This window comes from Nautilia profundicola AmH (genome assembly GCF_000021725.1).
Lineage (GTDB): Bacteria > Campylobacterota > Campylobacteria > Campylobacterales > Nautiliaceae > Nautilia > Nautilia profundicola.
The window spans coordinates 530550-557022 of the sequence record NC_012115.1 but is presented as its reverse complement, the minus strand read 5'-3'; the positions used below and the strand labels follow the sequence as shown (position 1 = coordinate 557022).

Annotated in this window: 28 protein-coding genes; 6 read left to right on the top strand and 22 right to left on the bottom strand. The window is 34.4% G+C overall.

Features of this window, described 5'->3' with window-relative positions; all coding sequences use genetic code 11:
* Positions 1–25: 25 nt before the first annotated feature.
* A complete protein-coding gene (nth, locus tag NAMH_RS03105) occupies positions 26–670 on the top strand; it encodes an endonuclease III (RefSeq protein ID WP_015902509.1) in 645 nt (214 codons plus the stop codon).
* Here the strand turns inward: nth and NAMH_RS03100 are convergent, their stop codons facing one another.
* Genes NAMH_RS03100 through rpoD form a run of 10 tightly spaced genes read right to left on the bottom strand, consistent with a single transcriptional unit; the run spans position 671 to position 8825 of the window.
* A complete protein-coding gene (locus NAMH_RS03100) occupies positions 671–1342 on the bottom strand; it encodes a class I SAM-dependent methyltransferase (protein WP_015902714.1) in 672 nt (223 codons plus the stop codon).
* Positions 1332–1949 carry an ATP phosphoribosyltransferase gene (gene hisG, locus NAMH_RS03095; protein WP_012663473.1) on the bottom strand — a complete coding sequence of 206 codons (618 nt, stop codon included), beginning with the start codon at positions 1947–1949 and terminating at the stop codon, positions 1332–1334. The genes NAMH_RS03100 and hisG overlap by 11 nt, the downstream gene beginning before the upstream one ends.
* Positions 1946–2554: a type III pantothenate kinase gene (locus tag NAMH_RS03090; protein ID WP_015901792.1), complete on the bottom strand. Its 609-nt coding sequence runs from the start codon at positions 2552–2554 to the stop codon at positions 1946–1948. Before NAMH_RS03090 ends, hisG begins: the two co-directional genes overlap by 4 nt.
* Positions 2541–2864, bottom strand: coding sequence for a hypothetical protein (locus NAMH_RS03085; protein WP_015901911.1), 324 nt, complete (start codon positions 2862–2864; stop codon positions 2541–2543). The genes NAMH_RS03090 and NAMH_RS03085 overlap by 14 nt, the downstream gene beginning before the upstream one ends.
* Positions 2865–2866: 2 nt before the next feature.
* Positions 2867–3694 (bottom strand): tyrosine-type recombinase/integrase, encoded by an 828-nt coding sequence (locus tag NAMH_RS03080; RefSeq protein ID WP_015902670.1) that lies wholly within the window; start codon positions 3692–3694, stop codon positions 2867–2869.
* Positions 3687–4694 (bottom strand): hypothetical protein, encoded by a 1008-nt coding sequence (locus NAMH_RS03075; RefSeq protein ID WP_015902303.1) that lies wholly within the window; start codon positions 4692–4694, stop codon positions 3687–3689. The genes NAMH_RS03080 and NAMH_RS03075 overlap by 8 nt, the downstream gene beginning before the upstream one ends.
* Positions 4691–5248: a tetratricopeptide repeat protein gene (locus NAMH_RS03070; protein WP_015902463.1), complete on the bottom strand. Its 558-nt coding sequence runs from the start codon at positions 5246–5248 to the stop codon at positions 4691–4693. Before NAMH_RS03070 ends, NAMH_RS03075 begins: the two co-directional genes overlap by 4 nt.
* 2 nt (positions 5249–5250) lie before the next feature.
* The gene (locus NAMH_RS03065) at positions 5251–6153 is read right to left on the bottom strand and encodes a tetraacyldisaccharide 4'-kinase (RefSeq protein WP_012663860.1); all 903 of its coding nucleotides are present in this window, start codon (positions 6151–6153) and stop codon (positions 5251–5253) included.
* A 14-nt stretch (positions 6154–6167) separates the two neighbouring features.
* Positions 6168–7004 carry an NAD+ synthase gene (locus tag NAMH_RS03060; protein WP_015902304.1) on the bottom strand — a complete coding sequence of 279 codons (837 nt, stop codon included), beginning with the start codon at positions 7002–7004 and terminating at the stop codon, positions 6168–6170.
* A 6-nt stretch (positions 7005–7010) separates the two neighbouring features.
* A complete protein-coding gene (rpoD, locus tag NAMH_RS03055; protein WP_012663572.1) occupies positions 7011–8825 on the bottom strand; it encodes an RNA polymerase sigma factor RpoD in 1815 nt (604 codons plus the stop codon).
* Positions 8826–8962: 137 nt separating this feature from the next.
* Here rpoD and flgF point away from each other — a divergent pair, with 137 nt between their 5' ends.
* Positions 8963–9748, top strand: a complete 786-nt coding sequence (flgF, locus tag NAMH_RS03050; protein ID WP_015902092.1) for a flagellar basal-body rod protein FlgF — start codon at positions 8963–8965, stop codon at positions 9746–9748.
* Positions 9749–10095: 347 nt separating this feature from the next.
* The gene (flgG, locus tag NAMH_RS03045) at positions 10096–10884 is read left to right on the top strand and encodes a flagellar basal-body rod protein FlgG (protein ID WP_012663694.1); all 789 of its coding nucleotides are present in this window, start codon (positions 10096–10098) and stop codon (positions 10882–10884) included.
* A 2-nt stretch (positions 10885–10886) separates the two neighbouring features.
* On the opposite strand, the gene NAMH_RS03040 is transcribed toward flgG, so the two are convergent.
* Positions 10887–12125 (bottom strand): DNA polymerase Y family protein, encoded by a 1239-nt coding sequence (locus NAMH_RS03040; protein ID WP_015902702.1) that lies wholly within the window; start codon positions 12123–12125, stop codon positions 10887–10889.
* A 217-nt stretch (positions 12126–12342) separates the two neighbouring features.
* Between NAMH_RS03040 and NAMH_RS03035 the strand changes: the two genes are divergently transcribed.
* The gene (locus NAMH_RS03035; RefSeq protein ID WP_015902249.1) at positions 12343–12960 is read left to right on the top strand and encodes a S24 family peptidase; all 618 of its coding nucleotides are present in this window, start codon (positions 12343–12345) and stop codon (positions 12958–12960) included.
* On the opposite strand, the gene NAMH_RS03030 is transcribed toward NAMH_RS03035, so the two are convergent.
* The 9 genes from NAMH_RS03030 to NAMH_RS02990 all read right to left on the bottom strand — a co-directional run bounded on the left by NAMH_RS03030 (position 12950) and on the right by NAMH_RS02990 (position 23325).
* A complete protein-coding gene (locus NAMH_RS03030; protein ID WP_012663791.1) occupies positions 12950–14167 on the bottom strand; it encodes a glucose-6-phosphate isomerase in 1218 nt (405 codons plus the stop codon). The two genes, NAMH_RS03035 and NAMH_RS03030, sit on opposite strands and share 11 nt — an antisense overlap.
* A 23-nt stretch (positions 14168–14190) precedes the next feature.
* Complete coding sequence (aat, locus tag NAMH_RS03025) at positions 14191–14931, bottom strand: leucyl/phenylalanyl-tRNA--protein transferase (protein WP_015902494.1); 741 nt, start codon at positions 14929–14931, stop codon at positions 14191–14193.
* A complete protein-coding gene (clpA, locus tag NAMH_RS03020; RefSeq protein ID WP_015901981.1) occupies positions 14928–17090 on the bottom strand; it encodes an ATP-dependent Clp protease ATP-binding subunit ClpA in 2163 nt (720 codons plus the stop codon). Before clpA ends, aat begins: the two co-directional genes overlap by 4 nt.
* Positions 17091–17384 carry an ATP-dependent Clp protease adaptor ClpS gene (locus NAMH_RS03015; RefSeq protein WP_015901964.1) on the bottom strand — a complete coding sequence of 98 codons (294 nt, stop codon included), beginning with the start codon at positions 17382–17384 and terminating at the stop codon, positions 17091–17093.
* Between the two features lie 66 nt (positions 17385–17450).
* The gene (ligA, locus tag NAMH_RS03010) at positions 17451–19421 is read right to left on the bottom strand and encodes an NAD-dependent DNA ligase LigA (RefSeq protein WP_015902688.1); all 1971 of its coding nucleotides are present in this window, start codon (positions 19419–19421) and stop codon (positions 17451–17453) included.
* 51 nt (positions 19422–19472) lie between these two features.
* Entirely contained in the window at positions 19473–20510 is a 1038-nt protein-coding gene (locus tag NAMH_RS03005) for a hypothetical protein (RefSeq protein WP_012663620.1), read from the bottom strand.
* Positions 20511–20531: 21 nt separating this feature from the next.
* Entirely contained in the window at positions 20532–21230 is a 699-nt protein-coding gene (locus NAMH_RS03000; RefSeq protein ID WP_015902022.1) for an outer membrane lipoprotein-sorting protein, read from the bottom strand.
* Positions 21231–21443: 213 nt separating this feature from the next.
* A complete protein-coding gene (locus NAMH_RS02995; protein ID WP_015902256.1) occupies positions 21444–22652 on the bottom strand; it encodes an ABC transporter permease in 1209 nt (402 codons plus the stop codon).
* A 1-nt stretch (position 22653) separates the two neighbouring features.
* The gene (locus NAMH_RS02990) at positions 22654–23325 is read right to left on the bottom strand and encodes an ABC transporter ATP-binding protein (RefSeq protein ID WP_015902242.1); all 672 of its coding nucleotides are present in this window, start codon (positions 23323–23325) and stop codon (positions 22654–22656) included.
* A 62-nt stretch (positions 23326–23387) separates the two neighbouring features.
* On the opposite strand from NAMH_RS02990, the gene NAMH_RS02985 reads away from it, so the two are divergent.
* A complete protein-coding gene (locus tag NAMH_RS02985) occupies positions 23388–23726 on the top strand; it encodes a hypothetical protein (protein WP_012663579.1) in 339 nt (112 codons plus the stop codon).
* Positions 23723–24277 (top strand): YqiA/YcfP family alpha/beta fold hydrolase, encoded by a 555-nt coding sequence (locus NAMH_RS02980; RefSeq protein ID WP_015901873.1) that lies wholly within the window; start codon positions 23723–23725, stop codon positions 24275–24277. Before NAMH_RS02985 ends, NAMH_RS02980 begins: the two co-directional genes overlap by 4 nt.
* Here NAMH_RS02980 and NAMH_RS02975 read toward each other — a convergent pair.
* Together NAMH_RS02975 and NAMH_RS02970 are read right to left on the bottom strand one after the other, a co-directional pair.
* Positions 24264–25271: a GNAT family N-acetyltransferase gene (locus tag NAMH_RS02975; protein WP_015902810.1), complete on the bottom strand. Its 1008-nt coding sequence runs from the start codon at positions 25269–25271 to the stop codon at positions 24264–24266. The genes NAMH_RS02980 and NAMH_RS02975 overlap by 14 nt on opposite strands.
* Entirely contained in the window at positions 25268–26428 is a 1161-nt protein-coding gene (locus tag NAMH_RS02970) for an amidohydrolase (protein WP_015901871.1), read from the bottom strand. Before NAMH_RS02970 ends, NAMH_RS02975 begins: the two co-directional genes overlap by 4 nt.
* Positions 26429–26473: the final 45 nt, after the last annotated feature.

The following is a 26473-nucleotide window of genomic DNA, read 5'->3' as shown; positions in this document are numbered from 1 at the left end:
ATATAACACTTAAAGGAGAAGCAATATGGTATTAAGAACACCTGAAGAGCTTGAAGAAATAAAAAGACGCTTTTTAGAACATTATAAAGGAAGTCAGACGGAACTAAATTACAAAAACGACTATGAGTTATTGATTGCAATAATTTTAAGTGCACAATGTACAGATAAAAGAGTAAATATCATTACACCGGAACTTTTTAAAAAATATCCTGATATAAAAAGTTTAGCGTGCGCAAATATTGATGATGTAAAAAATATAATTAAATCATGCTCTTTTTTTAACAATAAAGCCAAAAATATAATAGAAATGGCAAAAATAGTAAGAGATAAATTCAACTGTAAAATTCCACATGATCACAAAGAGTTAATTAAACTTCCTGGTGTTGGCAATAAAACCGCAAACGTATTTTTAATAGAATTAAACGGAGAAAACAGAATGGCGGTGGATACTCACGTATTCAGAGTAGTTCACAGACTCGGAATTACGGATGCGAAAACTGTTGAGCAGACTGAAAAAGACTTAGTTGAAGCTTTTAAAACGGACCTTAACGAATTACATCAGGGATTTGTCCTATTCGGAAGATACATATGTACCGCAAAAAATCCGAAATGTGAAAAATGCTTTGTTCCAGATTTTTGCGTTACTAAAGAAAGTTTTAAAGCAAAATAATTATTTCTCAAATACTAAAATCCACTTTTCTATTTCTCCGCTGCCGTAAAGTGACACCGGAATTTTATTTATAAGTTTCATGTTTGTCATTTTACAGAGTTTTTCCACACTATGATAATACTGGACAATATTAGCCTGTGATTTTTTATAGCAGTCGCCTTCTTTTTCAAATAGTGTAATCTCAGTTGTTAAAATATCATCTTCAAAATCGGAATAAAGTACCCCGAACCTTTTTTCATCTTCTGCTTTAAGCGTTCCTATTGCAAGGTCGTTCATCGCAAAAAAGCTGTTTGCATCAAATATAAAATACCTCTCAACTACATTTTCAACACATTTAAAAAACTCTCTCAATTCTTTATCATTCATATAGTTTATAACATCAAAAATAGCCACTCCGGCATCAAAGGTTTCTTTCAAGTCGCAAACATTTTTTACTTCACAATCACATTTATTTTTTGCCCGCTCAATCTGAGTATGACTTAAATCGATTCCTTTTATTTTTAACCCGCTAAGTGAAGCAAGCTCACAAAAATCACCACTACCACAACCAATATCAATTACATTCTTAACATCAAGGTTAATTAATATCGAAATGAATTTACTCCATAAAATATGTGCAGCTTCTTTATCCAAAAAAAGATCTTCAATCCTCCCATACAGCTCAAGCCCCATACACAGCCTTTACTTTTTCCAAAATGTCAATAATTTCTTCTTTTTTTTCAATAAACGAGTTTTTGTTTGCTATAAGTCTCGCACTTGAGCTCATGATAACTTCTTTTTCCTCAAGACCGTTTTCTTTTAATGTGCTCCCCGTTTCTACAATATCGACAATAACATCACTAAGCCCTACAAGCGGAGCCAATTCAATTGAACCGTTAAGTTTGATTACACTTGCAGGAATTCCTTTTTTAGAAAAATATTTTTTTGCTATATTTTGAAGTTTACTCGCCACTTTTATTTCAGTTTTATCTTTATAACTCTCATCACCTTTTATACCGGCTACACTAACACGGCATTTTCCAAGTCCCAAATCCATAAGTTCAAGTACATCACTCTCAAGCTCTTCCAAAACATCAAATCCCACTACACCTATATCAGCCGCCTGGTTCTCGACATAAGCCGCAACATCCCAGTTTCTAACATTTAAAAATGTAAATCCCGCTTTTCTTAAAATAAGTTTTCTGTTTTCAAACTCAAAGTCTTCATTAAAAATTTTCTTAAAAATATTTAAAACCTCTTCAGCAATCCTACCTTTTGGCAAAGCAATCGTTAAACTCATTTTTTCTCCATTTCCTTTATTGTTATCATCATTCCTCTAAACACCAAATCATCAATATATTCGGACTTTTCAAACATATTGCACAAAAACTTACCATCACCGCCGGTAAAATATATTTTTTTATTTTCAGCCACTTTTTCTATCAAACATTTAACTGCGCCTATACTGCCCCAGTTCAATGCTTCATCAGTAGAATTAGGTAAATTATTTTTTAGCGGTAAAGGTTCTAATTTTAAAACTTCTGAAATTGTACCAAAAGCTTTTTTAAAAGCATAAATCCCGGGAGATATAAAACCACCTAAATGTCTGGCGTTTTCCATAATATCAACAGTAATGGCACTTCCTGCATCAACAACCACTCCGTCTTTTATACTTTTGCATGCCATTATCCTGTCTATTCCGAGGCCTTCATATCTGGTTTTAAACTTGACGTAATTTTTTAAATTAATCGCATGAGGATTTTTTATAAGTAAGTCTTTTTCTTTTTCATTATTGACGCTTATATAATATACTTTCTCCTCAAAAGAACAGATGTTTTTTATGTGTGTTATGTTTCCGTCTTTATATATATGATAATTAGTATTGCCTATATCAACCAGCACCATTTATAATCTTCCAATCGTTTATTTTCTCTTTTGCTTTAGAGCAAATAGGCCCGTTTAAAATCAAGATTTTCTTTTTATACCTGAAGTTTATCTCTTTGGGCAAAAATTCATACAAGACATCGATATCTTTACTTAAAAACCTGCTTTTTTTGTCAAGTTTTAAAACAAAACAGTATTCATTTTTTAAATTTACTCCCAAATAAGCTTTTAATTTTTTTCTCGTATTTAATTTAATTTCATTTAATTTTTTACAGATAAGATCATTTTTCATAAGTAGTTCTATTAACTCTTTAAATTCTCCTTTTTCCATTCTCAATTCTCCATTAATTCAAGAGGATGATATTTTATTACCGTATCTTTTAAATTCTCTTTTTGAATATGTGTATAAATCTGTGTGGTATTTAACGAAGAATGTCCTAAAAGTTCCTGAACCACCCTCAAATCCGCACCGCCTAAAACAAGAGCTGTTGCAAATGAATGTCTTAAAACATGAGGTGAAACGTTTAAATATTTTTTAGTTATATTAAAAGCGCTAATTCTGCTTAAAGGTTTGCAGTCTTTATTCACAAACAGATATTCACTCTGACATGGCCTTTTTTTAAGATATTCTTCAATAGCGTCAAGTGCCACTTTTGCAATCGGAACAATCCTTTGCTTTTCACCTTTTGCCATGGTTACTTTTACCCAGCCGTTTTCTATATCACTTATTTTAGTATTTAAAGCTTCACTAATTCTAAGACCGGTTGCATAAATAAAAAGAATTAACGACTTATCCCTTAAATCAAACCATTTTTCAGGTTTTATATTTTTAATCGCATTTAAAATTTCTTCTTTAGTTAAAAACTTAGGTAAAGTTTTTGGAATTTTTGCCTGTTTGATTTTATGTTTGGTGTCACTCATTCCGTGTTTGTATGCAAAATCAAAAAAAGAATTTATTGAACTTAGTTTTCTATTTAAAGAGCGTTTATTGCCAATGGAAGAAAGAAAGGAAATAATATCCATATTATCTGCTTCGATAATAGGTTTTTTTATATATTCTTCAAACTGAAGCAAATCTCTTTTATATGCTTCATATGTGTTTTTACTTACGCCTTTATTTATCTGTAAATATTCTAAAAACGCTTCTAAGTACCTACTCAATCATAAAAACCTTATCTGCATTATAAATTCTACAACCGTCAAGTTTAAGCTGTTCATTATATTGAGTTTGAAAATCATTCCCGGTATATACCGTTACATTAAGTTCAGGAGTTATTTTTAATAAATATCCTCCTCTTTCCACAGTCCATATGTTACCGTTACATACGCTCGGAGCAAAAAAACTTGCATATGGAAGCTTTACTTTTTTTAACTCTTTTAAATTGCTGTCAAGCTTAATAATAGTCCCATCGGCAGTAAAAATATAAAGACAACCATCATAATCGATAATATGTTTAATATCAGCTTTATAATCTATTAAATAAGAAGGATTAAAAAGTATCAATTTACTCGGTGTTGCCATGAAAAGCTGATTATTTACTATTTTTAAAAATATAACGTTATCATTAAACTGGTTTTGTGAAATATTCAGACTTCTTATATATTTTCCGTTGTTTAACTCCACAACTGCAACATTTCCGGTCAACAAAGGATATAAAATCAGATCTTTATAAAAAAGAGGCTGGGCATGTAAATATCTAACACTCAAAACTCCGTCACCTTCAAAAATGAATTTCATTTTTTTATTATTTAAATCATAAACACCATATTTTCCGTTTTCAAAAACAACTGCGACAAGATTGTCTTTTCTTGTTGCACTAAAAATTAAAAAAGGAAGTTCGTAAACTTTTTTTTGAGAAATCACATAAAGTTTTTTGCCGCTAACGGCTAAATCTTTATTTATTTTTATAAATTTTCCTAATTCATTACCTTTTTTATCAAAATATACTTTTTCAACCCTAATACCGTCATCGAGAATATCACTTTTTTTAACGTATTTTAATTTTAACGTAGAAAACGTTAATGTATTTTTTGTATATTCGCTTAAAGACTTGTACTCATTGTTTACAGGAAGTTTTTTATGTTCTGTTTTTTTAGGTTCATAAACCTTAACAGAACATCCCGTAAAAAAAATAACCAGTAATATTAAAAGATATCTCATTTAACTATCCCGTAATGCAATAAAAATTTTGCAATTGCGGCAAATTCTGAATTTGGGGTAATCTGAGTATAAAGTTCTTTCGCTTTTTCACGGTTACCCTCTTTTAAGTATATTTTAATTAATGCGACTCTCACAGGATCTTTTAATATTTTATAATCTGGGTTTAAAAGATAATTTTCAAGTGATTGTTTGTCGCCTTTTAGCATTGCAATTTTATATGCGGCAATTGCTTTAAGTTCAGGTGCAGTTACTTTTTGCAAATCTTCAATTTTATCACTTTGAAGTAGATAGACCTGATACAGGTTTTCATTTGATTTTACTTTTTCAAGTGCGGCTTTATCGTTAGGGTTTTGCATTAACGTATCAAAAGCGTTGTTTGAAGATATCAGTTTTTGTGTCTGAATATACCCGTATACAGCATTACCTATTAAAATCAGCGCTGCGATTGTTACACCGGCAATTATCTGTTTTTTATATTTTTTTATAAATTTTTCAAGTTTAAATACTTTTACTAAAAGTTCCTCTTCCTGTTTTAGTTTTTCTTTAATCTCCACTTTCAGCCTTTTTTATGTAATTTTACCAAATATTGCTCGATTTGATTTAAAATCCCTTTATTTATCTCAACATTTAACTCAATCACTTTTAAATTAAGGTTAAATTCTTTAAGTTTTACATAATCTTTCATGGTGGTTACGATCGTTTTATCCTTAAACTTCTCAATATCTTCAGGTTTAAACTCATAATGATCAGGGAAAAATTTATATGGCATTTTACAGTACTTTAAAAGTCTTTCGGGTTTAGATATTGCTGAAATCAGCATATCACCCTCGGGACATCTTACATTTCTTTTAAAATCCCTGCCCTCTTCCAAAACCAAATCGGCAAATCTCAAAGCAAGTCTTGGATACCTGTATCCGCCTGCAGGTATGCAAAAAGGGTTTTTGATTTTTTGATCAAGTACGATGTTTAATTTTTTAAACGGTTTGTCAAACCCGTCGTCAAGTATCACAAAACCGGCACCAAGCTCTTTTGCTTTTAAAATCCCTTTTTTTCTGTCTTCACTCACAATCACAAGCGCTTTTGTCTTAAGTGCTATTTCCATTGCCTCATCACCGCTTGTTTTTACATCCGTTACTATATCACCCCACTCACTCACAACCTCAAGGCCTTTAGAATTCCTACCGTAACCCCTTAAAACCACAGCCGGTTTATAACTTTCAAACTCATTTGCAAGAGCTATCGAAAAAGGAGTCTTACCGCTGCCGCCGATTATTATATTTCCAATAGACACAACCGGAATACCCAAATCTTCAAATTTTCTTGGAAACTTAAAATGTATTACCGTCATATAGATTAAAGAAAAAGGAAGTAGCAGAATAATTAACGGCCAGTGATACCATTTAGGATAAAAAAGCATTTCTTCTGCAAAAGTATGAAATTTTAACTTTAAATTTTTCACTTTACACTTTTCACTTACAGTTTTATGTCTCTTTCGTATAAAAAGTCGTGTGTTATCGTTCTGCTTTTAAGTTTTGCGATTATCGGCATTTTTCTTTTGAACTGATTAAAATAGATCTTTTTAAGGACAAACTCAACCAAATCTTTATCGTATTTTCTTAAAAGCTCCTCTTTTGTGGCTCTTTCATCCACAAAATCCCTCAATACCGCATCAAGTTCTTCGTATGTGTATCCGAGCTCTTTTTCATCGCTCTGGCCTTCCCACAGGTCAGCGCTTGGCGGTTTATTTATAATCTCTTCGTTAACTCCGAGGTATTCGGCAAACTCAAAAATTTCCGTTTTATAAAGATCCCCTATTGGATTTAATGCACTCGCAAGATCTCCAAAAAGCGTCCCGTATCCGAGTAAAAGTTCGCTTTTGTTGCTCGTACCGATTACAAGAGCTCCGAGTTCCGCACTTTTATCATAAAGAATAGCCATTCTCATACGTGCAGAGAAATTTCCGAATCTGACTTTATCATCAATAGGATATGCGTTTAAAAGCGGAGCGATCGAGATTGTTTCATGGTCTATGTCAAACTTTTCACAAAGTTTAAGAGCGTCTTCAACGCTTGATTTGCTTGAAAACTGTGAAGGAAGTAAAAAGGCTTTAAAATTATCACCGAGAGCTTTTTTCGCAAGTACGGCTACAACGGCGGAGTCAATCCCTCCGCTTAGTCCGCATATACCCTTTTTAAGCCCGGTTTTTGTAATCTCTTCTTGTATGAATTTAATCAAAAACCTCTCAATCAGCTCCCATTTCCCAACGTTGGAGAGTTTATAATTCTCCATTCTCAATTCTCCATTCTCCATTATTTATCAGCTCTCAATATAGTTTTTCAAAAACTTCCCGATGTTAGGGTGTCTTAGTTTCTTAATCGCACTGCTTTCAATCTGTCTTACCCTCTCTCTTGTTACATTTAATGCTTTTCCGATTTCTTCAAGAGTTCTTTCACTCTTATCAGGCATCAGACCGAATCTCATTTTAATAACCGCTCTTTCTCTTTCGTTAAGCTGTTCCAAAATCTCTTCGATATGTTTTCTAAGATCCTCGTTTACAACCTCTTCATAAGGGTTCGTAAATGTTTTATCTTCGATAAAATCTCCGAATTTTCCGTCTTCCTCTTCTCCCACAGGAGCTTCAAGAGACACAGGTTCTTTTGAAATTTTCAGAATCTGTTTTACTTTTTCTATAGGCATTTTCATCTCTTTGGCAATTACTTCCAAAGACGGCTCTTTTCCTTCTTCCTGCACGTATTTTCTTACGATTTTATTGATCTGGTTAATGTTTTCAATCATATGTATAGGAATTCTTACCGTTCTTGCCTGGTCTGCAATGGCACGTGAAATTGCCTGTCTTATCCACCATGTGGCGTATGTTGAAAACTTATACCCTTTTTCAAATTCAAATTTGTCAATAGCTTTCATAAGCCCTATGTTTCCTTCCTGGATCAGATCAAGGAAAGGAAGACCACGGTTTGTATATTTTTTAGCGATACTTACAACAAGTCTGAGGTTCGCCCTTGCCATTTTTTCTTTGGCTTCGGTTGTGATTTTTTTACCGCGTTTTAGCTGTTCAAGGATTACTTCGAGTTTTTCAGGCTCCATCCCGAACATATTTTCACTGGCTTTTTTTGCTTCTACAAGCTTTTTGATATCCATATAAACGTTTACCATCGTGTGTTCCGGAACCATTGCGGCGATATCTTCTTTACTAAGCTCGGTAATCTTGCTTAGAATTTCTTTGTGAAGTTTTCTTAGCTGTTCATTGAATAACGGCAGTTTATATTCTTTTTTCTTAAGTTCTTTTTCAAAATCCTTATCACCTTTAAGAGCGGTTTCAACTGTTTTAACGATTTCATTGATAAGTTTTGACGTATATCCGAGCTCGTTAAGAGCTTCTTTTACTTTTTTCTTTTTAAATGTAAGCTGCAGGATTTTATGCAGTCTCTCAAGCTCGTCCATATCTTTTGCATTAATTACCTGATCGTATTCATCAAGTACTTTTTCCCACTCTTTTTTCGCTTTTTCAAGGTTTTTGAAAAGTTCGTTGATTCTTTTTTCACGGATTGAGATTTTTTTCTGTCTTTTTCCTTCTTTTGAATCCTCATCATCAACTTCTTCTTCTTCAACAAAGTTTTTGAAAAGTTCTTTTACCCTTCTTTCCCTGTTTAGTAGAGGCTCTTTATATTTAAGTACAAGATCTATTAAAAAAGGAATTGAACAGATCGCATCAAGAATAATCTCTTCACCAAGCTGAATTCTTCTGAATATTTCAATTTCTTCGTCTTTATCAAGAAGAGGTATGTGTCCCATTTCCCTCAGATACATCCTGACAGGAGAATCGGACCTGCTCCATTCAAGCAGTTCTTTGTCTTTAAGAATATCCTCTGCAAGTTCTTCTTTTTTTCTTTCTCTTTCTTCTTCGTTTTTAACAACGTCTTCAAGGTTTTTAAGCTTAGCAACTTCAGCTGCCGTCATTAGTTTGATATTGTATTCTTTTGCGGCTTTTAGTATCTCTTTACTTTGAGTTTTTGTAGGAACTTTTGGTAATAAATTAACAATAGTTTCATACGTAACAATTCCGTTTTTATTGGATTTAAAGAGTTTTTCGAGTTCTTTTGGCAATGCCATTAATGCTCCTTTTTTTGTGTGAGTAGTGTGCAATGGATAGTTTAACGCTATCGATTGCAAACCACTCATTTTAAGAGTGGAATTATACTAAAAATTTTTGGAACGCTTATTGCTTTACCTTTATAAAAAGGCTTTACATGATAAACGGATATTACGACGCCACCGGTGCTATGGTCACTCAGTTCAACAGGCTAAACGTTATATCAAACAACCTGGCAAATGTCAACACTGCAGGCTTTAAACAAGACGATATTATAATCGGCGATTTTGAAAGATTGTTTAGTGAAAAAAGAGACAATCTGCCACTTGAAAACAACACCAAAGAAGCCGCCAAATTTATAAACAGAAATCTTAATAAAGTACCTATCGTTGTGGAAGAATACACAAATTACGATATCGGAGATTTACAAAAAACTTCAAATCCGTTGGATATAGCCTTAAAAGAAAAAAATCAGTTTTTTGCAATCAACACTCCAAACGGAGAAAAACTTACACGTGCCGGTAACTTTAATTTAGACGCTAACGGATACCTTGTTACAAAAGACGGTTATCAGGTTCTTGACGAACAAAACAATCCTATTCAATTGGCACCATCATATCCCGTAACTATAGACAAAAACGGAAACATTTATCAAAACAACGAAAAAGTAGCTACTTTTAAAATTGTAAAAATCGACAACCTAAACACTCTTAAAAAAGTAGGTGACAATATGTTTGATTTTATTCCCGATACAGCTACTATTGACACTAAAAACTCAACACTGCAAGGATTTTTAGAAAAATCAAACGTAAATCCGATTCGTGAAATGACAGACTTAATCGAAACAAACAGACTTGTAGAACAGTATCAAAAAGTTATGACAACATTTATGGATGATTTAAATCGTGACGCAATTGAAAAACTCGCCAATGTAAGGGCGTAAAACAATTGATAATATACAATGTAAAATAAAAAATAAAAAATTGCCAAGTTCCAAGTATAAAAAAGGGCAAAACGGGAAAAAGAGTAGAAAGAGTAAGTGAAAAAAAGTGAAAATTGTCAGATGTGTTTTAATATAACCATGACTTTGTGGGTATAAAGAGAACCGAGATTTGAGCAGTACCAAACACCAAAGCAATAAGCATAACAAATCCAATTATCAATATAGCAATGGCTATTACACCAATAAATCATAACAAACTTTAACACCGCTAACTAACTTTAACAACCTATCAACATTTTGGAACGGATTTTGCTTTGAATCAACAACATATATAAAAAGGATTTAAAATGGTAAGAAGTTTGTATACGGCAGCCACAGGGATGATGGCACAGCAAATGCAAATAGACGTAGTTTCAAACAATATTTCAAATGTAAACACTATAGGATACAAAAAGCAGCGTGCTGAATTTGCGGATCTGTTTTATCAGACAATGGAATATGCCGGAACATCTACGTCCACAACGACACAATCGCCTACGGGAATTAATGTAGGGCTTGGTGTAAGACCTACAGCCGTTACAAAAATATTTTCACAGGGAAATTTTAAAGAAACGGGCAATAATCTTGACGTTGCAATCCAGGGAGACGGATTTTTTCAAGTGCAACTGCCTGATGGAAGAATCGCATATACAAGAGACGGTGCTTTTAAACTTGATGCGGACGGAAACATCGTAACAAGTGACGGCTATAAATTAATCCCAAACATTACACTTCCCGCAGACACCGTACAGGTTTCAATAGGAACGGACGGAACCGTATCTGTTTTGGAAGCCGGACAGACACAAATGCAGCAAATCGGTCAGATTGAAATTGCAAAATTTATAAATCCGGCCGGACTTCATTCATTGGGTAGCAATTTATATATCGATACTACGGCTTCGGGTGATCCTATAGTCTCAACGCCGGGACTTGACGGAACGGGAGAGCTAAGACAGGGGTTTGTTGAAATGAGTAACGTTCAGCTTGTTGAAGAAATGACGGACCTTATCACAGGTCAAAGAGCATACGACGCGGCAAGTAAAGCAATCGTAACAAGTGACGAGATGCTTCAAACCGTAAACAATCTTAAAAGATAATTTTAAATAATCTCCGAAGCGCTAATCAGGGCTGAAAGCCCGTATCTGCTTCTTAATTTATAAATCGCATCATTTAATTTTTCCATTTTTCTATCTTCTTCCAGATCAAAAAGATTTGAAACTTTTTTAAACTTAGAAACGCTTATACCTAAAGAAATAATATAATCATCCTCTATATCAGCCCTGTAAAAAAGCGTTACCATTACTTCTTTTAACAACATTTCGTTAAATATTCTATCAAGTGTTATATGCGCTTTTGATTTTTTGGAGTGTTTGTATTTGATACTCAGATAATAAAAAGTAGGATTTACTTTTTTCTTTTTAACCAAAAAAGAAAGATACCTGCATAGTATTCCGATTCTTCTGATTATTTCTTTTCTGTCGTAAACGGGATCAAACCTTCTGGAAATACCTATGCTTTTTCTTTCACTTTTTTGAATAACTTTTTCATTATCAGTTCCGCAAACCCTGTTATAAAGCTGCACTCCCGCCTTTCCCCAAGAATAGAAATACTCTTTTTCTCTCTTTACATCCCCTAAAGTCAATATTCCTTTTTCTTTAATCCTTTTTTCTATTCTTTTCCCGATACCTGGAAATTTTTCTACAGGTATATTTTCAATAAATTCATCTATATTTTTTACCACTTTTATTCCGTCGGGTTTTGCAAATGACGTTGCAAGCTTGGCTGTCCATTTGCTTTTTGCAGCGCCTATGGATACCGGGAGATTAAACCTTTTCCAAATTTCATCCTTTAATGTTTTGATAAACCCGTAAATTTCACCATCATTCACCCACCCTTCCAAATCACCGAAAAACTCGTCGATGCTGTACTGTTCAACAAGAGGTATTTTCTTTTCTAAAAAAAGCTTCAGTTTGTAAGAAAGTATATGATAAAGTTTATAATTAGGGGTAAGAACCGTCAGTTTCGGATAGATTCTAAGAGCCTCGGCAAGGGTTGTACCTGTTTTTATTCCAAGTTCCCTCGCTTCATAACTGGCCGTTACTACTATGCCTCTTACTTTGCCGTTTTCAAGAAAATAGCTTTTGTCGTACTTTTCATCCCCCACTATCAGATCCCCTGTAAAAGCTCCCTCATTTAAATTCAAAAGTTTTGTTTTTTCATTTTTAAATATTTCTTTATCATTTCTTTTAACAACAACTACCGGTTTATTCAAAAGGGTTTTATCTTCTATTCTGTGTGCGGATACGAAAAACGAGTCCAAATCCAAATGTATCTTCATATCCTTCCTTTAAAGGTATACTCTTTAAGTTAATTTAGTTTTTTATGATTAGTTGAAGTTATTTACACTCTAAAAACCTAACCAACTTCAACTAACCTCAACTAACTTTAACTAACCTTAACTACCCTAACTAACTTAAACAACTTTTTTCTTGACACAAATATTAACAAACTGATATAATATTGAAACTTAAATTAACAGTTTGTTAAGGAATAATATGAATTTTGAAAAAATAATAGAAAAAATTAAAGATATATTATCTTTGGAGATTGGTGAGAGAAAAGTTTTAAACAAAGACGTGGCAAAAGCATTAGGGATTACTCCGGAACATCTCTCAATGCTTAAAAAAAGAAATAAAATCCCTTTTGAAGAGCTGGCATATTTTTGCGCAAAAAGAAAAATATCCCTTAACTGGCTTCTGTTTGACCAGCAGATAGAAAACATAGCAACGGAAACCGAAAAATTTTCTAAAATCAGATATTTTAAAGACATAAACGCAAGTGCAGGAGGCGGAGCACTCAACTTTGATGAAAATTATGAAACTCTTTACATAGACAAAAAAATTATAGATAAAGATTTAGACGCCATAAACGTAATAGGCGATTCGATGGAGCCTACCATAAAAGACGGCAGCATCATATTTATAGACAGAAACGATAAAAGCGTACAAAACGGCGGAATATTCGTAGTATCCACTCCCGCTGGAGTATTTGTAAAAAGAATAAACCTAAGAAGCGACGGTAAAATAGAGCTTATTTCAGACAATAAACTCTATCCCGGCGAAACGGTGGAAGATGCCGAAATTATAGGAAAAGTGGTAAGGATTATGAATTAAATTTGGTTTTTAAGATCTTTTTACCAAACTCCACGCCCGGTTGATTGTATGTATTTATTTCAAAAAGCGCACCTACAGCGGAAGTTAACAGTTCATAATATACAAGCAGCATTCCCACGTTTTCTTCATTCAATTTTTCAAGTACGATTTCATCCACGTCAATACCGCTTCTAACAACACTTTCTCTTGTAGCGTCACACTGTGCGTTTATAAGTTCGTTAAACGTATATCCGTTTACAAAATCTGTCGTTTCTAAAAAAGGCAGCGAAATATTCGGGATTTTTAAAGAATTTTCGAAATTTTTAACCTTTATAAAAGTAACCGTTTTATCTCTCGGACCTTCTATCAAAAGCTGCAAAAATGAATGCTGATCAATAGAACCTAACAATCCAATAGGAGTAAGACCTACCCTTCCGCCTTTTTTATTGATTTTTCCAAGACTCTCACCCCACAGCTGTACATACCATTTATTAAATTCATCCAAAAGTGAAGAGTATGAAAACACAACATTCATCTTATAACATCTGCTTCTTTCGTATAAAAAGGCGGCTTTTCTTATAAGATGCCATTCGCTTTTATTAAAAAACGACTCAAAAAACTCATCCGCACCTTTTAAAACCTTTTTAACGTCAAACCCCGCAAGATACAAAGGCACAACACCCACAGCACTGAATACGGAAAACCTACCTCCCACGTTTTTTGGAATATTAAAAACTTTTATAGAATATTTATCCGCAAACTTTTCGAGGTTTGAGGCGGGATCCGTAATTACAATAATTTTATCATTACTTAAATCAAGTTTAAAGTAATCGATCGCCGCTTTGAAAATTGAAATAGTCTCAATTGTGGTCCCTGATTTAGATATTACTAAAAAAAGCGTATTGTTTTTATCTATTTTAGAAAAATGGTTTTTAAGCTCGATCGGGTCTGTATTTTCAAGAAAAACTATCTCTTTTACGTTTTTATAGTTTGATTTTAATAGCCTGTATATGGCTTTTGTCCCGAGAGAAGATCCGCCTATACCGATAACCGCTATTTTTTCAAAGTTGTAATTTATATTGTCAAGTTCATTTAATAAGTCCATAGAATTTTTAGGAAGATGATAATACCCTATTTCACCGCTTTCTTTTTCTTTTACAAGACTCTCATATGCAAATGTTTCTAAATTTTTGTTTTCATAATCATAATACGTATTAAATTTAAGCATCTATTCCTCCGCCTTTTCAATAATCACTTGTTTTCAGCTATTACTTTTTCTTTTTCAGTCTTCAAGTTTGTCTCTTCATCATTTTTTCCGATATATCCGCTGGCTTCTTGTATCATAGGTATAAACTCTTCTTTTTTATATACCTTGCCACCCATATTCGCAAGATGTTCGCTCGGCACCTGACAGTCGATAAATTCGATTCCGTTTTGTTTTAAAACATCACAAAAATATATGAGTGCAAGCTTACTCGCATCCGGTTTTAGATGAAACATACTCTCACCGCTAAAATACCTGTTTATGGCAACCCCATAAAATCCTCCGACAAGCTCACCCTCATAATAACTCTCAACAGATAAAACAAATCCGTAATTGTGAAGCTCCGTATATGCTTCTATGAATCCGTCACTTATCCATGTGCCGTTTTCATGTTTTCTTTTAACATTGGCACAATATCTTATAACATCATCAAATCTCGTATTGATTTTAAATTCCCATTTGGGGCTTCTGAGTTTTCTCAAAAGTTTTTTGGTTGTTTTAACTTCATCCGTTTTTAAAAGCATTCTTTCATTTAAAACAAACCAGTGATACATACCCTCATCATCCTGATACCATGGGAAAAAGCCTTGAGAATACCCTTCCAGAAGCCTTTTTGGATACAAATCGTAACTTGCTCCTATAAATCCTTCGTCAAACGGTTCAAAAGGATCGGGAAACTCAAAATCATCAAGCAGGTAAAGAGGAGGATTCTCATTTACCTTAATCATTTATTCACTTTTAAACTAAATTTATCCTTAACATAATCAACTTTCACTTCTCCTCCCCCTTTTAAATCCCCGAAAAGTATTTCATCACTTAATGGTTCTACAATATTTTCTTCAATAATTCTCGCAAGAGGGCGAGCTCCGAGTTTAGGTGAATATCCTTTTTTCGCAAGGGCGTTTTTCGCTCTTTTTGTGAGGGTCAGTTTTACTTTTTTAGAGCTTAGTTTATCCTGAAGTTCATCTATAAACTTATCCACCACGAGCATAACGCTCTCATGAGAAAGAGGCTTAAACCTTACTATCGCATCGAGTCTGTTTATAAATTCTGGTGCGAAGAATCTCTCAATCGCTTCTTCTTTAAATTCGGCAAATTCTTGCAGGAATCCGGGATTATTACCTTCTCCGACTCCAAGGTTGCTGGTCATTATAAGCACGACATTTCTGAAATCCGCCTTTCTTCCGTCATTATCGGTTAAAGACGCATTATCCATCACCTGCAGTAAAATCTGCACGATATCGGGATGTGCTTTTTCTATTTCGTCGAGCAACAGTACCGTATGAGGCTGTTTTCTGATAGCTTCCGTTAAAAGCCCTCCTTTTTCATATCCTACGTATCCCGGAGGAGAGCCAATAAGTTTTGCGACTGAGTGTTTTTCCTGATATTCGCTCATATCGAATCTCATAAAATTAACCCCAAGTATTGAAGCGAGTTGTTTTGCAATTTCCGTTTTACCAACACCCGTAGGTCCTACAAAAAGAAAACTTCCTATCGGTTTATCTTCTCTTGTAAGTCCGGCTTTTTTTCTTTTTATAACTTTTACAAGTTCTTTTATCGCCTGGTCCTGTCCGAAAACTTTGGCTTTAAGGTTTCCTTCAAGGTTTCTTAGTTTTTCGATTTCATTATTTGATGCGCTCTCTTTTGGAATATTTGCGATTTTTGCCACAATTCCCTCAATATCGCTTTTTGTAATAAGTTTTTTGCCTCTTAACTTAAATTTAGCCCCGGCTTCATCTATCAGATCAATCGCACTATCAGGCAAAAATTTCTCTCTTAAATATTTTTTAGCTAAGCTTGCAGCACTTTTAAGTGCTTCTTCGGAATATCTCACACCGTGAAACTCTTCATATCTGTTTTTTAAACCTTTTAAAATTTTAACGGTATCTTCAATGCTCGGTTCTTTAACGTCTATTTTTTGAAATCTTCTGTTTAGGGCTCTGTCTTTTTCAAAATGGTTTTTATACTCTTCATATGTAGTAGCGCCTATGCATCTGATCTCACCTTTGGCAAGAGCCGGTTTTAGCAGGTTTGCCACATCCATACTACTGCTGCCGGCAGCCCCCGCACCCACAATCATATGAATTTCATCGATAAATAAAATAGGCTCTTTTTCCTTTTTAAGTTCATCTAAAATAGTTTTCATTCTTTTTTCAAACTCACCCCTGTATTTTGTACCCGCTACGAGTGAACCGAGATCAAGTGAATATATTTTTTTACCGCTAAGCTGTTTAGGCACTTCGTTAAGTGCGATTTTTTTTGCAAGTCCTTCGACAATCGCAGTCTTTCCGACTCCCGGTTCTCCCACGAGAACCGGATTGTTTTTTTTACGTCTTGCAAGTACCTGCATTACTCTGTCTATTTCTTTATCTCTTCCGATAACATCATCGAAATCTTTGGCAATGGAAGTAAGCTCGGTTGTAAATTCTTCAAGAGGAGATTCTTTTTTATTTTCTTTTTTGTCTTCTTTTGTTTCGGTTATGTATTCAACTATCTCAACTTTTTCTATACCGAATTCTTTAAGAAGCTGATTGGTGTAGCTTGTTTCATCTTCCAACAGCGCCACAAAAAAATCAAGCTCATCCGCTACGTTTTTACGGATTCCCTGAATATGGTTTATCATTCTCTCAGTGGCTCTGTGAAATGATAACGTTTCAGTCGGAGTTACACTTACGGGCACTTTTTCAATATATCTGTCAAGATAATAATCAAGCCCCCTTCTTATATAATCAACATCAACCCCCACATCCTCAAGTAAAAATCTTATATTTTTATCTTTTAAAAGAACATAAAAGGCATGATCAACTGTAATATATTCGTTTTGTCTTCTTTTAGCCTCGTTTACAATTTCATTAAATATATTTCTTAAATTTTCCGTAATCTGCATCTAAACCTCCTCCATTACTGCTCTTAACGGATACCCTGCCTGACGTGCCAAGGTATGCGTTTTTTCTATTTTAACCTGTGCGATTTCGTAAGGGTAAACCCCTACTGCCGCACTTCCCTCCCTGTCAACCTTTAAAGTTATGTTTATCGCTTCTTCTTCGTTTTTGTGAAATACTGTTTTTAGTATTTCAATTACAAAGTCGAATGTTGTATAATCGTCGTTTAAAAGCATCACTTTATAAAGTTTGGGCATTATTATTTCTACATCGTTTTCAACAACCGTTTTGGTCGGCATTTTTATCCTTTAAAATTTATATATATATTTATTATATCAAAAAAGAAAAAAGTTATCAATTAGAGTTTATTTTCCTTCTTTAAGCATCTTCCACATATCATCTTCGCTTAAAAGATTAACTCCTAATTTCTTGGCTTTATCGTATTTGCTTCCCGCATCTTCTCCGTAAATAACGAAATCGGTTTTTTTACTCACACTGCTTGAAACTTTAGCACCCATATCTTCAAGCATTTTTTTGATTTCGCTTCTTGGCTTGCTCATAGTCCCAGTAAGAACCACCGTTTTACCTGTAAAAGGAGTCTTCTGAACCTCTTTTTTTTCAGGGTTTTTAGGTTTTAGAATCTCTATCAGTTTTTCTATTTTTTCCTTGTTTACCCTTATGTATTCGGCAATGGATTTAACCATTTCAGGCCCGAAACCTTCTATTTCTTCAAACTCTTCGGGAGCGTGTTTGTAAAATTCGACTCCGAATTTCTCGCATATCTTTTTACTCGCAACTTCACCTATATGCTCAATCCCGAGGGCGTTTACAAATCTCCAGCATTCAACCCCGACTTTGCTTTTAATCGCATTGACCAGATTTTCTGCCTTTTTTCTTGCAAAAAGAGGCAGTTTTTCAAGATCTTCAACTTTCAATTCAAAAAGATCCGTCACATCTTTTACAAGCCCGTGTTCATATAAAAGTTTGGCAACGCTTTCACCAAGCCCCTCTATATCAAGACAGTTTTTACTTGCAAAATATATAATCGTATTTACCACTCTCGCAGGACATGAAAGATTTTGACACTTAATAAGCGCTCCTTCATCAAGCACCTCAGCCCCGCATACTGGACAATGTGTAGGACGTGGAATCGGTTTTTCATCACCTTTTCTTTTCCATGTTAAAACTTTTGTAATTTTAGGGATGACATCACCGCTTCTTATAACTATCACATGATCACCGATTCTTATATCCATTCTTTCGATTTCATCAAAATTATGAAGTGTCGCCCTTTCAACAATCACCCCGCCAATTTCCACAGGTTTAAGAACTGCTACGGGTGTCAAAACCCCTGTTCTTCCCACCTGCACTATCACATCTTCTATTATTGTTTCTTTTTCAATTGCCGGGAACTTATATGCAACCATCCAGCGCGGGTATTTTTGAGTATAACCTAAAATATCATGATATTTTATTTCATCAATTTTCACCACCATTCCATCGAGCATTACTTCAAAACTGTCTCGCAGTTTCACAAACTCATCATATTTTTTTTCCACGCATGGTATATCCTTACATACACCTCTTTTTGGAGGTTCTTTAAATCCCAATGAATAAATATAATCCATAAGTTCACTGTATCTTTCATAATTTAAAGAATTAACCCCGACTCCCCACGGGTAAAATATCAGAGGTCTTTTTGCGGTTATTTTAGGATCAAGTTGTCTGAGGCTTCCCGCCGCCGCATTGCGTGGATTAGCAAATGTCGGCTCACCGTTTTTTAGTCTTTCCTCATTTAGTTTATCAAAGTCGTCTTTTTTTATAACAACCTCTCCTCTTATCTCAATAAGGGACTTTTCTTTTATTTCAAGAGGAATGGAGTTTATGGTTTTTGCATTCAAAGTTACATCTTCACCTATTTCTCCGTCACCTCTTGTTTCAGCCCTTATAAGCTTTCCGTTTTCGTATATAAGATTTAAACTCGCCCCGTCAAATTTCGGTTCTATATAAAAACTGAAATTTTCATGTCCTAAAATCCTTTTAACTCTTCCTACCCAGTCTAAAAAATCTTTTTCATTAAACACGTCTTCCATTGACCACATACGACTTAAATGTTTTGCTTTTTCAAAACCTTCTAAAACAACATCACCTACCCTTTGTGTAGGAGATGTAGGGTCTATTTTATCCGGATGTTTTTTTTCATATTCTTCTACTTCGTGATAGAGTTTGTCATATTCTTCATCGGTAACTAAAGGGTTATCAAGTACATAATAATAATATGCCCATTTTTTAAGAGTATCAACGGCTTTTTTATAATCATTATAATCTTTTATCATTTCCCTCTCCGTTTTTTAATCGATTATAGCAAAAAGAAAAGAGAATGGATGTTAAAAATAGTAGCTAATTGAGAGTTTTGTCTGTTTTTGTTTTGTAGAGGTGAGATATTCCGCGGTTAGGACAAAATTGTTTTTAAAATCGTAACTGCCTCCTAAAAGAAGCGAATTCATATTTTGCGTATAATTTCTAATTCCAGTAACATATGCAGTAAGATAATCAATAAAAAAATCTTTTTGAGAAATTTTGGCGTAAATAAATTTGTTTTCACTCCAGTCTTTATACCACTCAAAAGTTACCGTATAATCGTAATCGCTCGCATATTTTGAACCGAGCAGATAAGATGTTTTTGAATCGGAATCTTTTGCAAACTCACCGTGCATTTCAAGCTCCGTCATTAAATTAAACGAAAAATCGGCCCCGTATTTATCAGGATAAACATTGCTTTTTTCAAACATAAAATCGACATCGATATCATTATACAGCATATAAAGTTTCGCACCCCAGTTTTGCGACTTTTTCAAATCTGAATTAAAGGCATTTGATGAGGGCATATATATTAAATCAAGGGAATAGTTTTTAACGGTTGAATTTAAAGTATTTATCGTTTTAAGATGTATAAGCTCATACCCCTGCTTCAGATCTTCCGGATATAGAGGGTTTTTAGGGCGTGTAAAAAAACTGACCGCACTGTAAGCATACCCTTTGCCCCATTTTAAAAGCTCTTTACCAACCGTAACGTTTTTATGCACATCACCGTATTTTACATAAAGTTCGTTTACAATACCGTATGTTGAAGTGTCATATTTATCGGTGGTATAATATCCGCTCCAGTTGCCTTTGAAATACCACAGATCTTTTTTGTAATCACCCTCAAAATTCAGTTCGCTTTTAAATCTCGTATATTTTTCTTTATCGTCAATATAATACATCTCCGGCTTCAAATACCCCTTGTAACTGTAAGGTTTATCCACATCACCAAGGTCCAGTGATATATCGATGTTATCCAAATCCCCCGCTATTAAAGAAGATGCAATAAAGCTAAATATGAAAAAAAACAATCTTTTAGCTTTTAATTTTCCATTCTCCATTCTCAATTCTCCATTCTCAATTTATTTTCTTATTTCATTAAGATGAGGCATAAATTCAAGCGTAAAATATTCGTCTTTAAGAATTCTTGGTTTAATTTTCGCCCATATCATAATACTTTTATACCCTTTTTGAAGAGGCGAAGTTGTCTGCATAACGGCGGGTCTTACTATTCCGTTTCCAAAATCCGTAATTTTTGCGTATTCGATCGTTTTAATCAAAATACCTCCCGCATAACAGTCGAGTTTAATCGGCAACTTTCTTTTTAAATCTATTTTCATAACGATTTTTTCATATGTAACATCTTCATTTTTTGCTTTTAAATAAAGTGTATCACCTTCTTGTTTTTCTATATCATATTCAACGGCATAATCCACCCTTAAAATATCGCTGTTGTTAAAAACACCACCCGTTACGCTCTGAGCGGATGCAACCCTTAAAGGTTTGGCAATACCGGGAATATACAGCCACATATTATCACCGAGTCTAAGCAATGCCCTGCCGTTATCGGTTGCGGGTTTTAAAAACAAGTTTGCTATTTTATCTTTGTCTTTTTTAATCATCCACATTAGAAACTCTTTTTTACTTCCGTCGGGTTCAATGTTTATAAGTTTTTTGTATGCTTCAAAACTCGTAGGATTCAGATTTTTATCAATCTCTTCAAGTATGTTCGAGGCTAACAAAAACACCGGAATCAATACCGCTAACAATAATTTTTTCATTTTTTCTCCTTAAAATAAATTGAAAGACTAAATATTATGAAACAACTGCAAATTTTAATGAAAAAAAAGCGTTAAAAAAAGCACACTTACCCGTAGGGTGCTTGCCGTTTGTACTTTTTAGCTTTTTTGCAATGTCCAAAATTTGCACCAATTGTTGAATAAATTTAGTCTGTAAATTTTTATATTTTTTCATATTAGTTTTTTCATTGTATCTTAGCTTCTTAAAGCGTCAATAGGTTTCAGACTCGCCGCTTTAAATGCAGGATACAGACTCGCAATTACGGCAATTACAACAACCATCACACCAACACTTACCACACTTTTCCAATCTATCACAGGCACAAGCAGCAAGTCGCTTTGACGTCCGAAGCTGTAATGAATATCTCCTATAATATAAACAAAAGCGATACTTGCAATCACACCGATAATAAAACCGAATATTCCAAGAAGCAGACCTTCGTTTACAAACATTGATACGATAAAACTTTTAGGAGTCCCCATCGCTTTCATGGTACCTATCTGTTTGATTCTCTCAAACACGCTCATTATCATTACGTTAAGAATGGAAACAAGTACAATTGAAATCAAAATTATTTCAATACTGAATGTCATAATATCAAGCATTTTTATAATATTCGCAAAAGGTGAAAGTTTAATCCATGTATGCACTTCAAGTTTCGGTTTTTTGTTCTTTTTTACAAATTTAATAAGCTCTTTATTTGCTTTTTGCAACATATCCGGATTTTTAAGTTTTATAACTATTTCGTTTATTTCAGGTTTTTTGATTCTTAAAAGTTTTCTGGCGTCTTTGAGGTTTATATATCCATCCCTTCCTCCGGGACCTGAGATAATGCCTACTATTCCGCTAATTTTTAGCGTTTTTGCGTTCATACTTCCGTTTTTGTTCGTAGCCACAAGCACTACAACATCTCCGATTTTAAGATGAAGACCTTTTGAAATCAGTTCAGGTATAACAATTTCGCCTTCTTTTGGCAGATGCCCGGTTAGACGTTCTTTCAGAAGCGGCAGGGTTTTGGCTTCCATCTCAGAATCTATTCCGTTAAGTCTTATATTCGTAGAATCGGTATAGTTACTTATCATTCCTCCGAATTTCAGCCTTTCACTGTAAGAATAGACTTCAGGCATCGAATTTAGCTTCTCTTCAATTTTTTTAACAACTTTAGGCCCCAGATTTTTATCAAGCGGCAGTGAATCGAGACTTGATACATATCCTTTTTTGTGAATTTGAAGTTCACCCATTACGCTATCGGTAATCTGCGCTATCATTGAGTTTTTAAAACTCTCCGCGTATGTAATATAAAGAACCACAAACACGACGCCAATTGCTATAAGTGAACTGGTTAAAAACGTCCTTCTACCCATTCTGATGAGGTTACGGAATGCAATTTTAAAACTTTCCATTTTATTTCCTTTCATCTTTGATAATTTTTCCATCCTGCAGATAAAGCACTCTGTCTACCTCGTCTATCAGATGAGTATCGTGTGTGGAGAATATAAAAGTCGTATTAAATTCCCTCTGCATTTTACGCATCAGCTCAATAACCCTGTGACTTGTCACACTGTCAAGATTAGCCGTAGGCTCATCCGCCAAAACAATCAAAGGATCCGTAACAAGAGCCCTTGCCACAGCAACCCTTTGCTTTTGTCCGCCAGAGAGCTGGTCGGGAAATTTATTTATCTGATCCGTCATTCCGATATCCTGCAGCAAGTTAATTACTTTATCATCATCTTTTCTTTTGTGTATTACCTTAAGAGGAAAATTAACGTTTTCAAATACGCTGAAAACTTCAATTAGGTTAAAATCCTGAAAAACATATCCCAAATGATCGGCCCTGAATTTAGTAAGCTCTTTTTCGTTTTTATTTGTAATATCCACACCCGCAACTTCCACTTTTCCGCTGTCAGCCCGATCAAGTGCGCCGATTATGTTTAGAATAGTGGTTTTTCCGCTTCCGCTCGGGCCTATCAATGCCACAAACTCGCCTTTTTCAATCTCCAGATCAAGCCCTTCAAGTACTTTTACCTCGATTTCCCCCGTTTTATAGGATTTATGGACGTCTGTTAGTTTAACCATTTTCACTCCTTTTGTTATAATTAAACAATTTCAATATAAACCAAATCTAAACAAGGATATAAATGAAAAAATTGTTATTTTTTACAGCAGTACTTTTTATTATCACCGGATGTACGCAAGAACAGCAAAACAAAATAGGAAGATCCATTCAAAACTATACGGGTGTAAACGGTGTGGTTGACATATACAGCGGAGGTAAGCTTGTTATGAGATTTTTAAAAGTAGATAAACTCACTACCGCACACGGGACGGACGACAACCAGCCAAGACCTTACAGATACGCATACGGATATCTTGATAAAAATTTCAACTATAAAATCGACCCTGATGAAAAGAAAAAACTTTATTTTGAAGTGACAAATTACGAAACATACGTCTTTTATGAAAATCCGGTACAATGAAACAGATAATTTATATACATGGATTCAAAAGCTGCGGCGAGGGTGAAAAAAGTAAAACAATAAAATCACATTTTAATATAAAAGCAATAACTCTAACACCAAACCTACCCTTTTCGCCTAAACAAGCAATTAAATTTTTAGAAGATATCATTACACCCGATACTGTACTTATCGGAAGTTCTCTTGGAGGATATTATGCAATATATCTTGCTGAAAAATACAACCTAAAAGCAATACTCATAAATCCGTCCCTTAAACCTTACAAAACACTAAAACCGTATGTCGGACCACAGTACAGATACTGTGACAACAAACCATTTAAATGGAAAAAAAGCTATTTAAAAGATTTAAAGAAGTACAAAACCGAACTGAAGAACGGAAAATATCTCGTATTGTTACAAAGCGGCGACGAAGTGCTTAATTACAAAAAAACACTTAAAAAATTCAAAAAACATCCTAATGCCAAAGTTGTTGTAGAATACGGAGGAAACCACAGGTTTGAAAATATAGGCGATTATATTTGTATGATAGACAATTTTATATGCGGCTGACCCTTTGTTTGTCAAGATAAACAAAACGGCTGAGCTTTTTGCAGTATCTGCTAAAGCAGACGTTAAGTTTTTCTTCAATATTGTGAGTGTTTTCATACTGAAGTCTCAGATAATCATCCCCTTCATATTTATTAAACAGCACACCGCTGTAAAAAAATCCCTTTTTATTTAAAAACTCCACAATTTCATCTATGTTTTTTGATTTAAGGTTCACATCCGCATAAATCATATCGTGTTTTGTTTTAAGAAAGGCAAATCTTTTATTGAACTTTTCTTTAAAGTTTTTAACTTTCGAATCGATTATAATACTTCCTAATTTCAAAAGATGATTTTCACTTGTTTTTATTGCGGGTTTTAGTCTTCTTGATGATCTAAAATGTTTAATCCCGGCTCTTTTATAAACATCTTTTATTATGTTTTCGTAAACTTTAGGGATATTTATAAAGCGTCTTTGTTTTTTAAAGAGTTTAAAACTTACAAGCACACCTGAGCGTTTTTCAAATTTAATATCCTTTTGGGATATCCATGAAGCCACTTCCCCAAGCTGAAGGGCACTTTCGACCATACCCTGTTTTAGATTCGCTTTTTGTGAAAACGGATGAAACATAATGGCTTCTCCGTAAACACTGCTAAGTCCAAGATTTTGCGCCCTTTTTAAAAGATAGGAAAACATTTTGTTCATTATCCCCCGCCCTTTGTAATCCGGATGAACCACAACAGCGCCCACTTCCCCTATATATTCGTCATAAACGGTTAACAAAAACTGTCCTACCACCTTTGAATCGATTTTGGCGATTATGGGGTAGTATTTGTCGCTTTTTGCCATTTCATCCCAGTGCTTGGGAGAGTAAAAACTCTGTTTATAATATGTATTGCCGTAATTTTCCAAAAACAGCTCTACCACTCCTTCCCCGTCACCTTTTTTATAATCCCTGATTTTTACGTCTATATCCGCTTTGTAAGTAAAAAACGGTGAAAAAACACTGCTTTTCATATCTCCTCCAATGCAAGAGCCGCTAAAATTTTGGCTCCAATTATCAATGAGTCTTCATCTATATTAAATTTCGGATGATGCTGAGGATAACACGTATCCTTTCTTTTACTGCAACATCCAAGCCTGAAATACGCACCCTTTACAGCTTTTAAATATTCAGCAAAATCCTCCCCGCCCATTACCGGCGATACAAGATCAACAGGCTTTACACCCACATTTTTAGCTGCTTTTATTACTTTATCGACACATTCACGCGTATTGATTAGCTCACTGTTACCGTAATAATAATGAAACTTATATTCAGCCCCCATACTTTTTGAAATTCCCTCTACAGCACTTTCTATCATCCTTTTAATATCACTTCTAACCTTATCGTTAAGCGTTCTGACCGTTCCCGTAAGTTTTACATGGTCACATATGATGTTTGCTGCTTTTCCTCCCTCAATTGTTCCGAATGATATAACCGCAGGATGCAGAGGGTCTATTCTTCTGCTGACTATATGATTTATCGAATTTACGGCCATTGAAGCCGTAAGTATCGCGTCAACACCCTCGTGAGGCCTTGCACCGTGAGCGCTTTTTCCGAAAATTTCTATTTCAAACATATCCGCACTTGCCATCATTTCCCCGTATTTGTAACCAATTTCTCCCGTTTTCAGATACGGATACATATGAAGGCCGTATATCTCCTCGACCCCATCAAGCACACCGGTTTTAATAAGATCGCTCGCTCCACCTTCAAAAACCTCCTCTTTGTGCTGAAATATGGCTCTTATATTCATATTTAATCTGTTTTTATGTTCGTTTAAAAAAAGCATTACTCCTGTCAGTATCGCCGTATGCGCGTCGTGCCCGCATGCGTGCATGATTCCTTTTTTTCGGGAAGCGTAGGAGATGTGGTTTTCTTCCTGTATAGGAAGTGCGTCCATATCCGCACGGAAAGCCAAAAAAGGCTTGTTTTCATCTACCGTTATCTCCGCTACAAGAGCGTAATTGTCATTAAACGTTTTGGTTTTAATTCCGGCTTTTTCAAGTATGTTTTTTATATAATCCCTTGTAGGTTTTTCCTCACCAGAGAGGTCAGGATACATATGTATATGTCTTCTGATTTCTATAATTTTGTCTTTTAAAGTTTCAAGTTCGGTTATAATTTCCATAATAACTCCTAATGTATATTTATATATTATAGCACATTTAATTTA

What these genes read in the sequence shown, in the direction of transcription:
- clpA (WP_015901981.1), bottom strand. Translation starts at nt 17,090, where the DNA reads ATGCAGATTACGGAAAATTTAAGAAATATATTTAATGAAATTGTAAAC.
- aat (WP_015902494.1), bottom strand. Translation starts at nt 14,931, where the DNA reads ATGATTAAGGTAAATGAGAATCCTCCTCTTTACCTGCTTGATGATTTT.
- NAMH_RS03090 (WP_015901792.1), bottom strand. Translation starts at nt 2,554, where the DNA reads ATGGTGCTGGTTGATATAGGCAATACTAATTATCATATATATAAAGAC.
- NAMH_RS03005 (WP_012663620.1), bottom strand. Translation starts at nt 20,510, where the DNA reads ATGGAGAATGGAAAATTAAAAGCTAAAAGATTGTTTTTTTTCATATTT.
- nth (WP_015902509.1), top strand. Translation starts at nt 26, where the DNA reads ATGGTATTAAGAACACCTGAAGAGCTTGAAGAAATAAAAAGACGCTTT.
- NAMH_RS03030 (WP_012663791.1), bottom strand. Translation starts at nt 14,167, where the DNA reads ATGCTTAAATTTAATACGTATTATGATTATGAAAACAAAAATTTAGAA.
- NAMH_RS03040 (WP_015902702.1), bottom strand. Translation starts at nt 12,125, where the DNA reads ATGAAGATACATTTGGATTTGGACTCGTTTTTCGTATCCGCACACAGA.
- rpoD (WP_012663572.1), bottom strand. Translation starts at nt 8,825, where the DNA reads ATGGCATTGCCAAAAGAACTCGAAAAACTCTTTAAATCCAATAAAAAC.
- NAMH_RS02985 (WP_012663579.1), top strand. Translation starts at nt 23,388, where the DNA reads ATGAAAAAATTGTTATTTTTTACAGCAGTACTTTTTATTATCACCGGA.
- NAMH_RS02990 (WP_015902242.1), bottom strand. Translation starts at nt 23,325, where the DNA reads ATGGTTAAACTAACAGACGTCCATAAATCCTATAAAACGGGGGAAATC.
- NAMH_RS02975 (WP_015902810.1), bottom strand. Translation starts at nt 25,271, where the DNA reads ATGAAAAGCAGTGTTTTTTCACCGTTTTTTACTTACAAAGCGGATATA.
- NAMH_RS03100 (WP_015902714.1), bottom strand. Translation starts at nt 1,342, where the DNA reads ATGGGGCTTGAGCTGTATGGGAGGATTGAAGATCTTTTTTTGGATAAA.
- ligA (WP_015902688.1), bottom strand. Translation starts at nt 19,421, where the DNA reads ATGATAAAAGATTATAATGATTATAAAAAAGCCGTTGATACTCTTAAA.
- NAMH_RS03015 (WP_015901964.1), bottom strand. Translation starts at nt 17,384, where the DNA reads ATGCCGACCAAAACGGTTGTTGAAAACGATGTAGAAATAATAATGCCC.
- NAMH_RS02995 (WP_015902256.1), bottom strand. Translation starts at nt 22,652, where the DNA reads ATGGAAAGTTTTAAAATTGCATTCCGTAACCTCATCAGAATGGGTAGA.
- NAMH_RS03075 (WP_015902303.1), bottom strand. Translation starts at nt 4,694, where the DNA reads ATGAGATATCTTTTAATATTACTGGTTATTTTTTTTACGGGATGTTCT.
- NAMH_RS03085 (WP_015901911.1), bottom strand. Translation starts at nt 2,864, where the DNA reads ATGGAAAAAGGAGAATTTAAAGAGTTAATAGAACTACTTATGAAAAAT.
- flgF (WP_015902092.1), top strand. Translation starts at nt 8,963, where the DNA reads ATGATAAACGGATATTACGACGCCACCGGTGCTATGGTCACTCAGTTC.
- NAMH_RS03000 (WP_015902022.1), bottom strand. Translation starts at nt 21,230, where the DNA reads ATGAAAAAATTATTGTTAGCGGTATTGATTCCGGTGTTTTTGTTAGCC.
- NAMH_RS03060 (WP_015902304.1), bottom strand. Translation starts at nt 7,004, where the DNA reads ATGGAGAATGGAGAATTGAGAATGGAGAATTATAAACTCTCCAACGTT.
- NAMH_RS03035 (WP_015902249.1), top strand. Translation starts at nt 12,343, where the DNA reads ATGAATTTTGAAAAAATAATAGAAAAAATTAAAGATATATTATCTTTG.
- hisG (WP_012663473.1), bottom strand. Translation starts at nt 1,949, where the DNA reads ATGAGTTTAACGATTGCTTTGCCAAAAGGTAGGATTGCTGAAGAGGTT.
- NAMH_RS02980 (WP_015901873.1), top strand. Translation starts at nt 23,723, where the DNA reads ATGAAACAGATAATTTATATACATGGATTCAAAAGCTGCGGCGAGGGT.
- flgG (WP_012663694.1), top strand. Translation starts at nt 10,096, where the DNA reads ATGGTAAGAAGTTTGTATACGGCAGCCACAGGGATGATGGCACAGCAA.
- NAMH_RS02970 (WP_015901871.1), bottom strand. Translation starts at nt 26,428, where the DNA reads ATGGAAATTATAACCGAACTTGAAACTTTAAAAGACAAAATTATAGAA.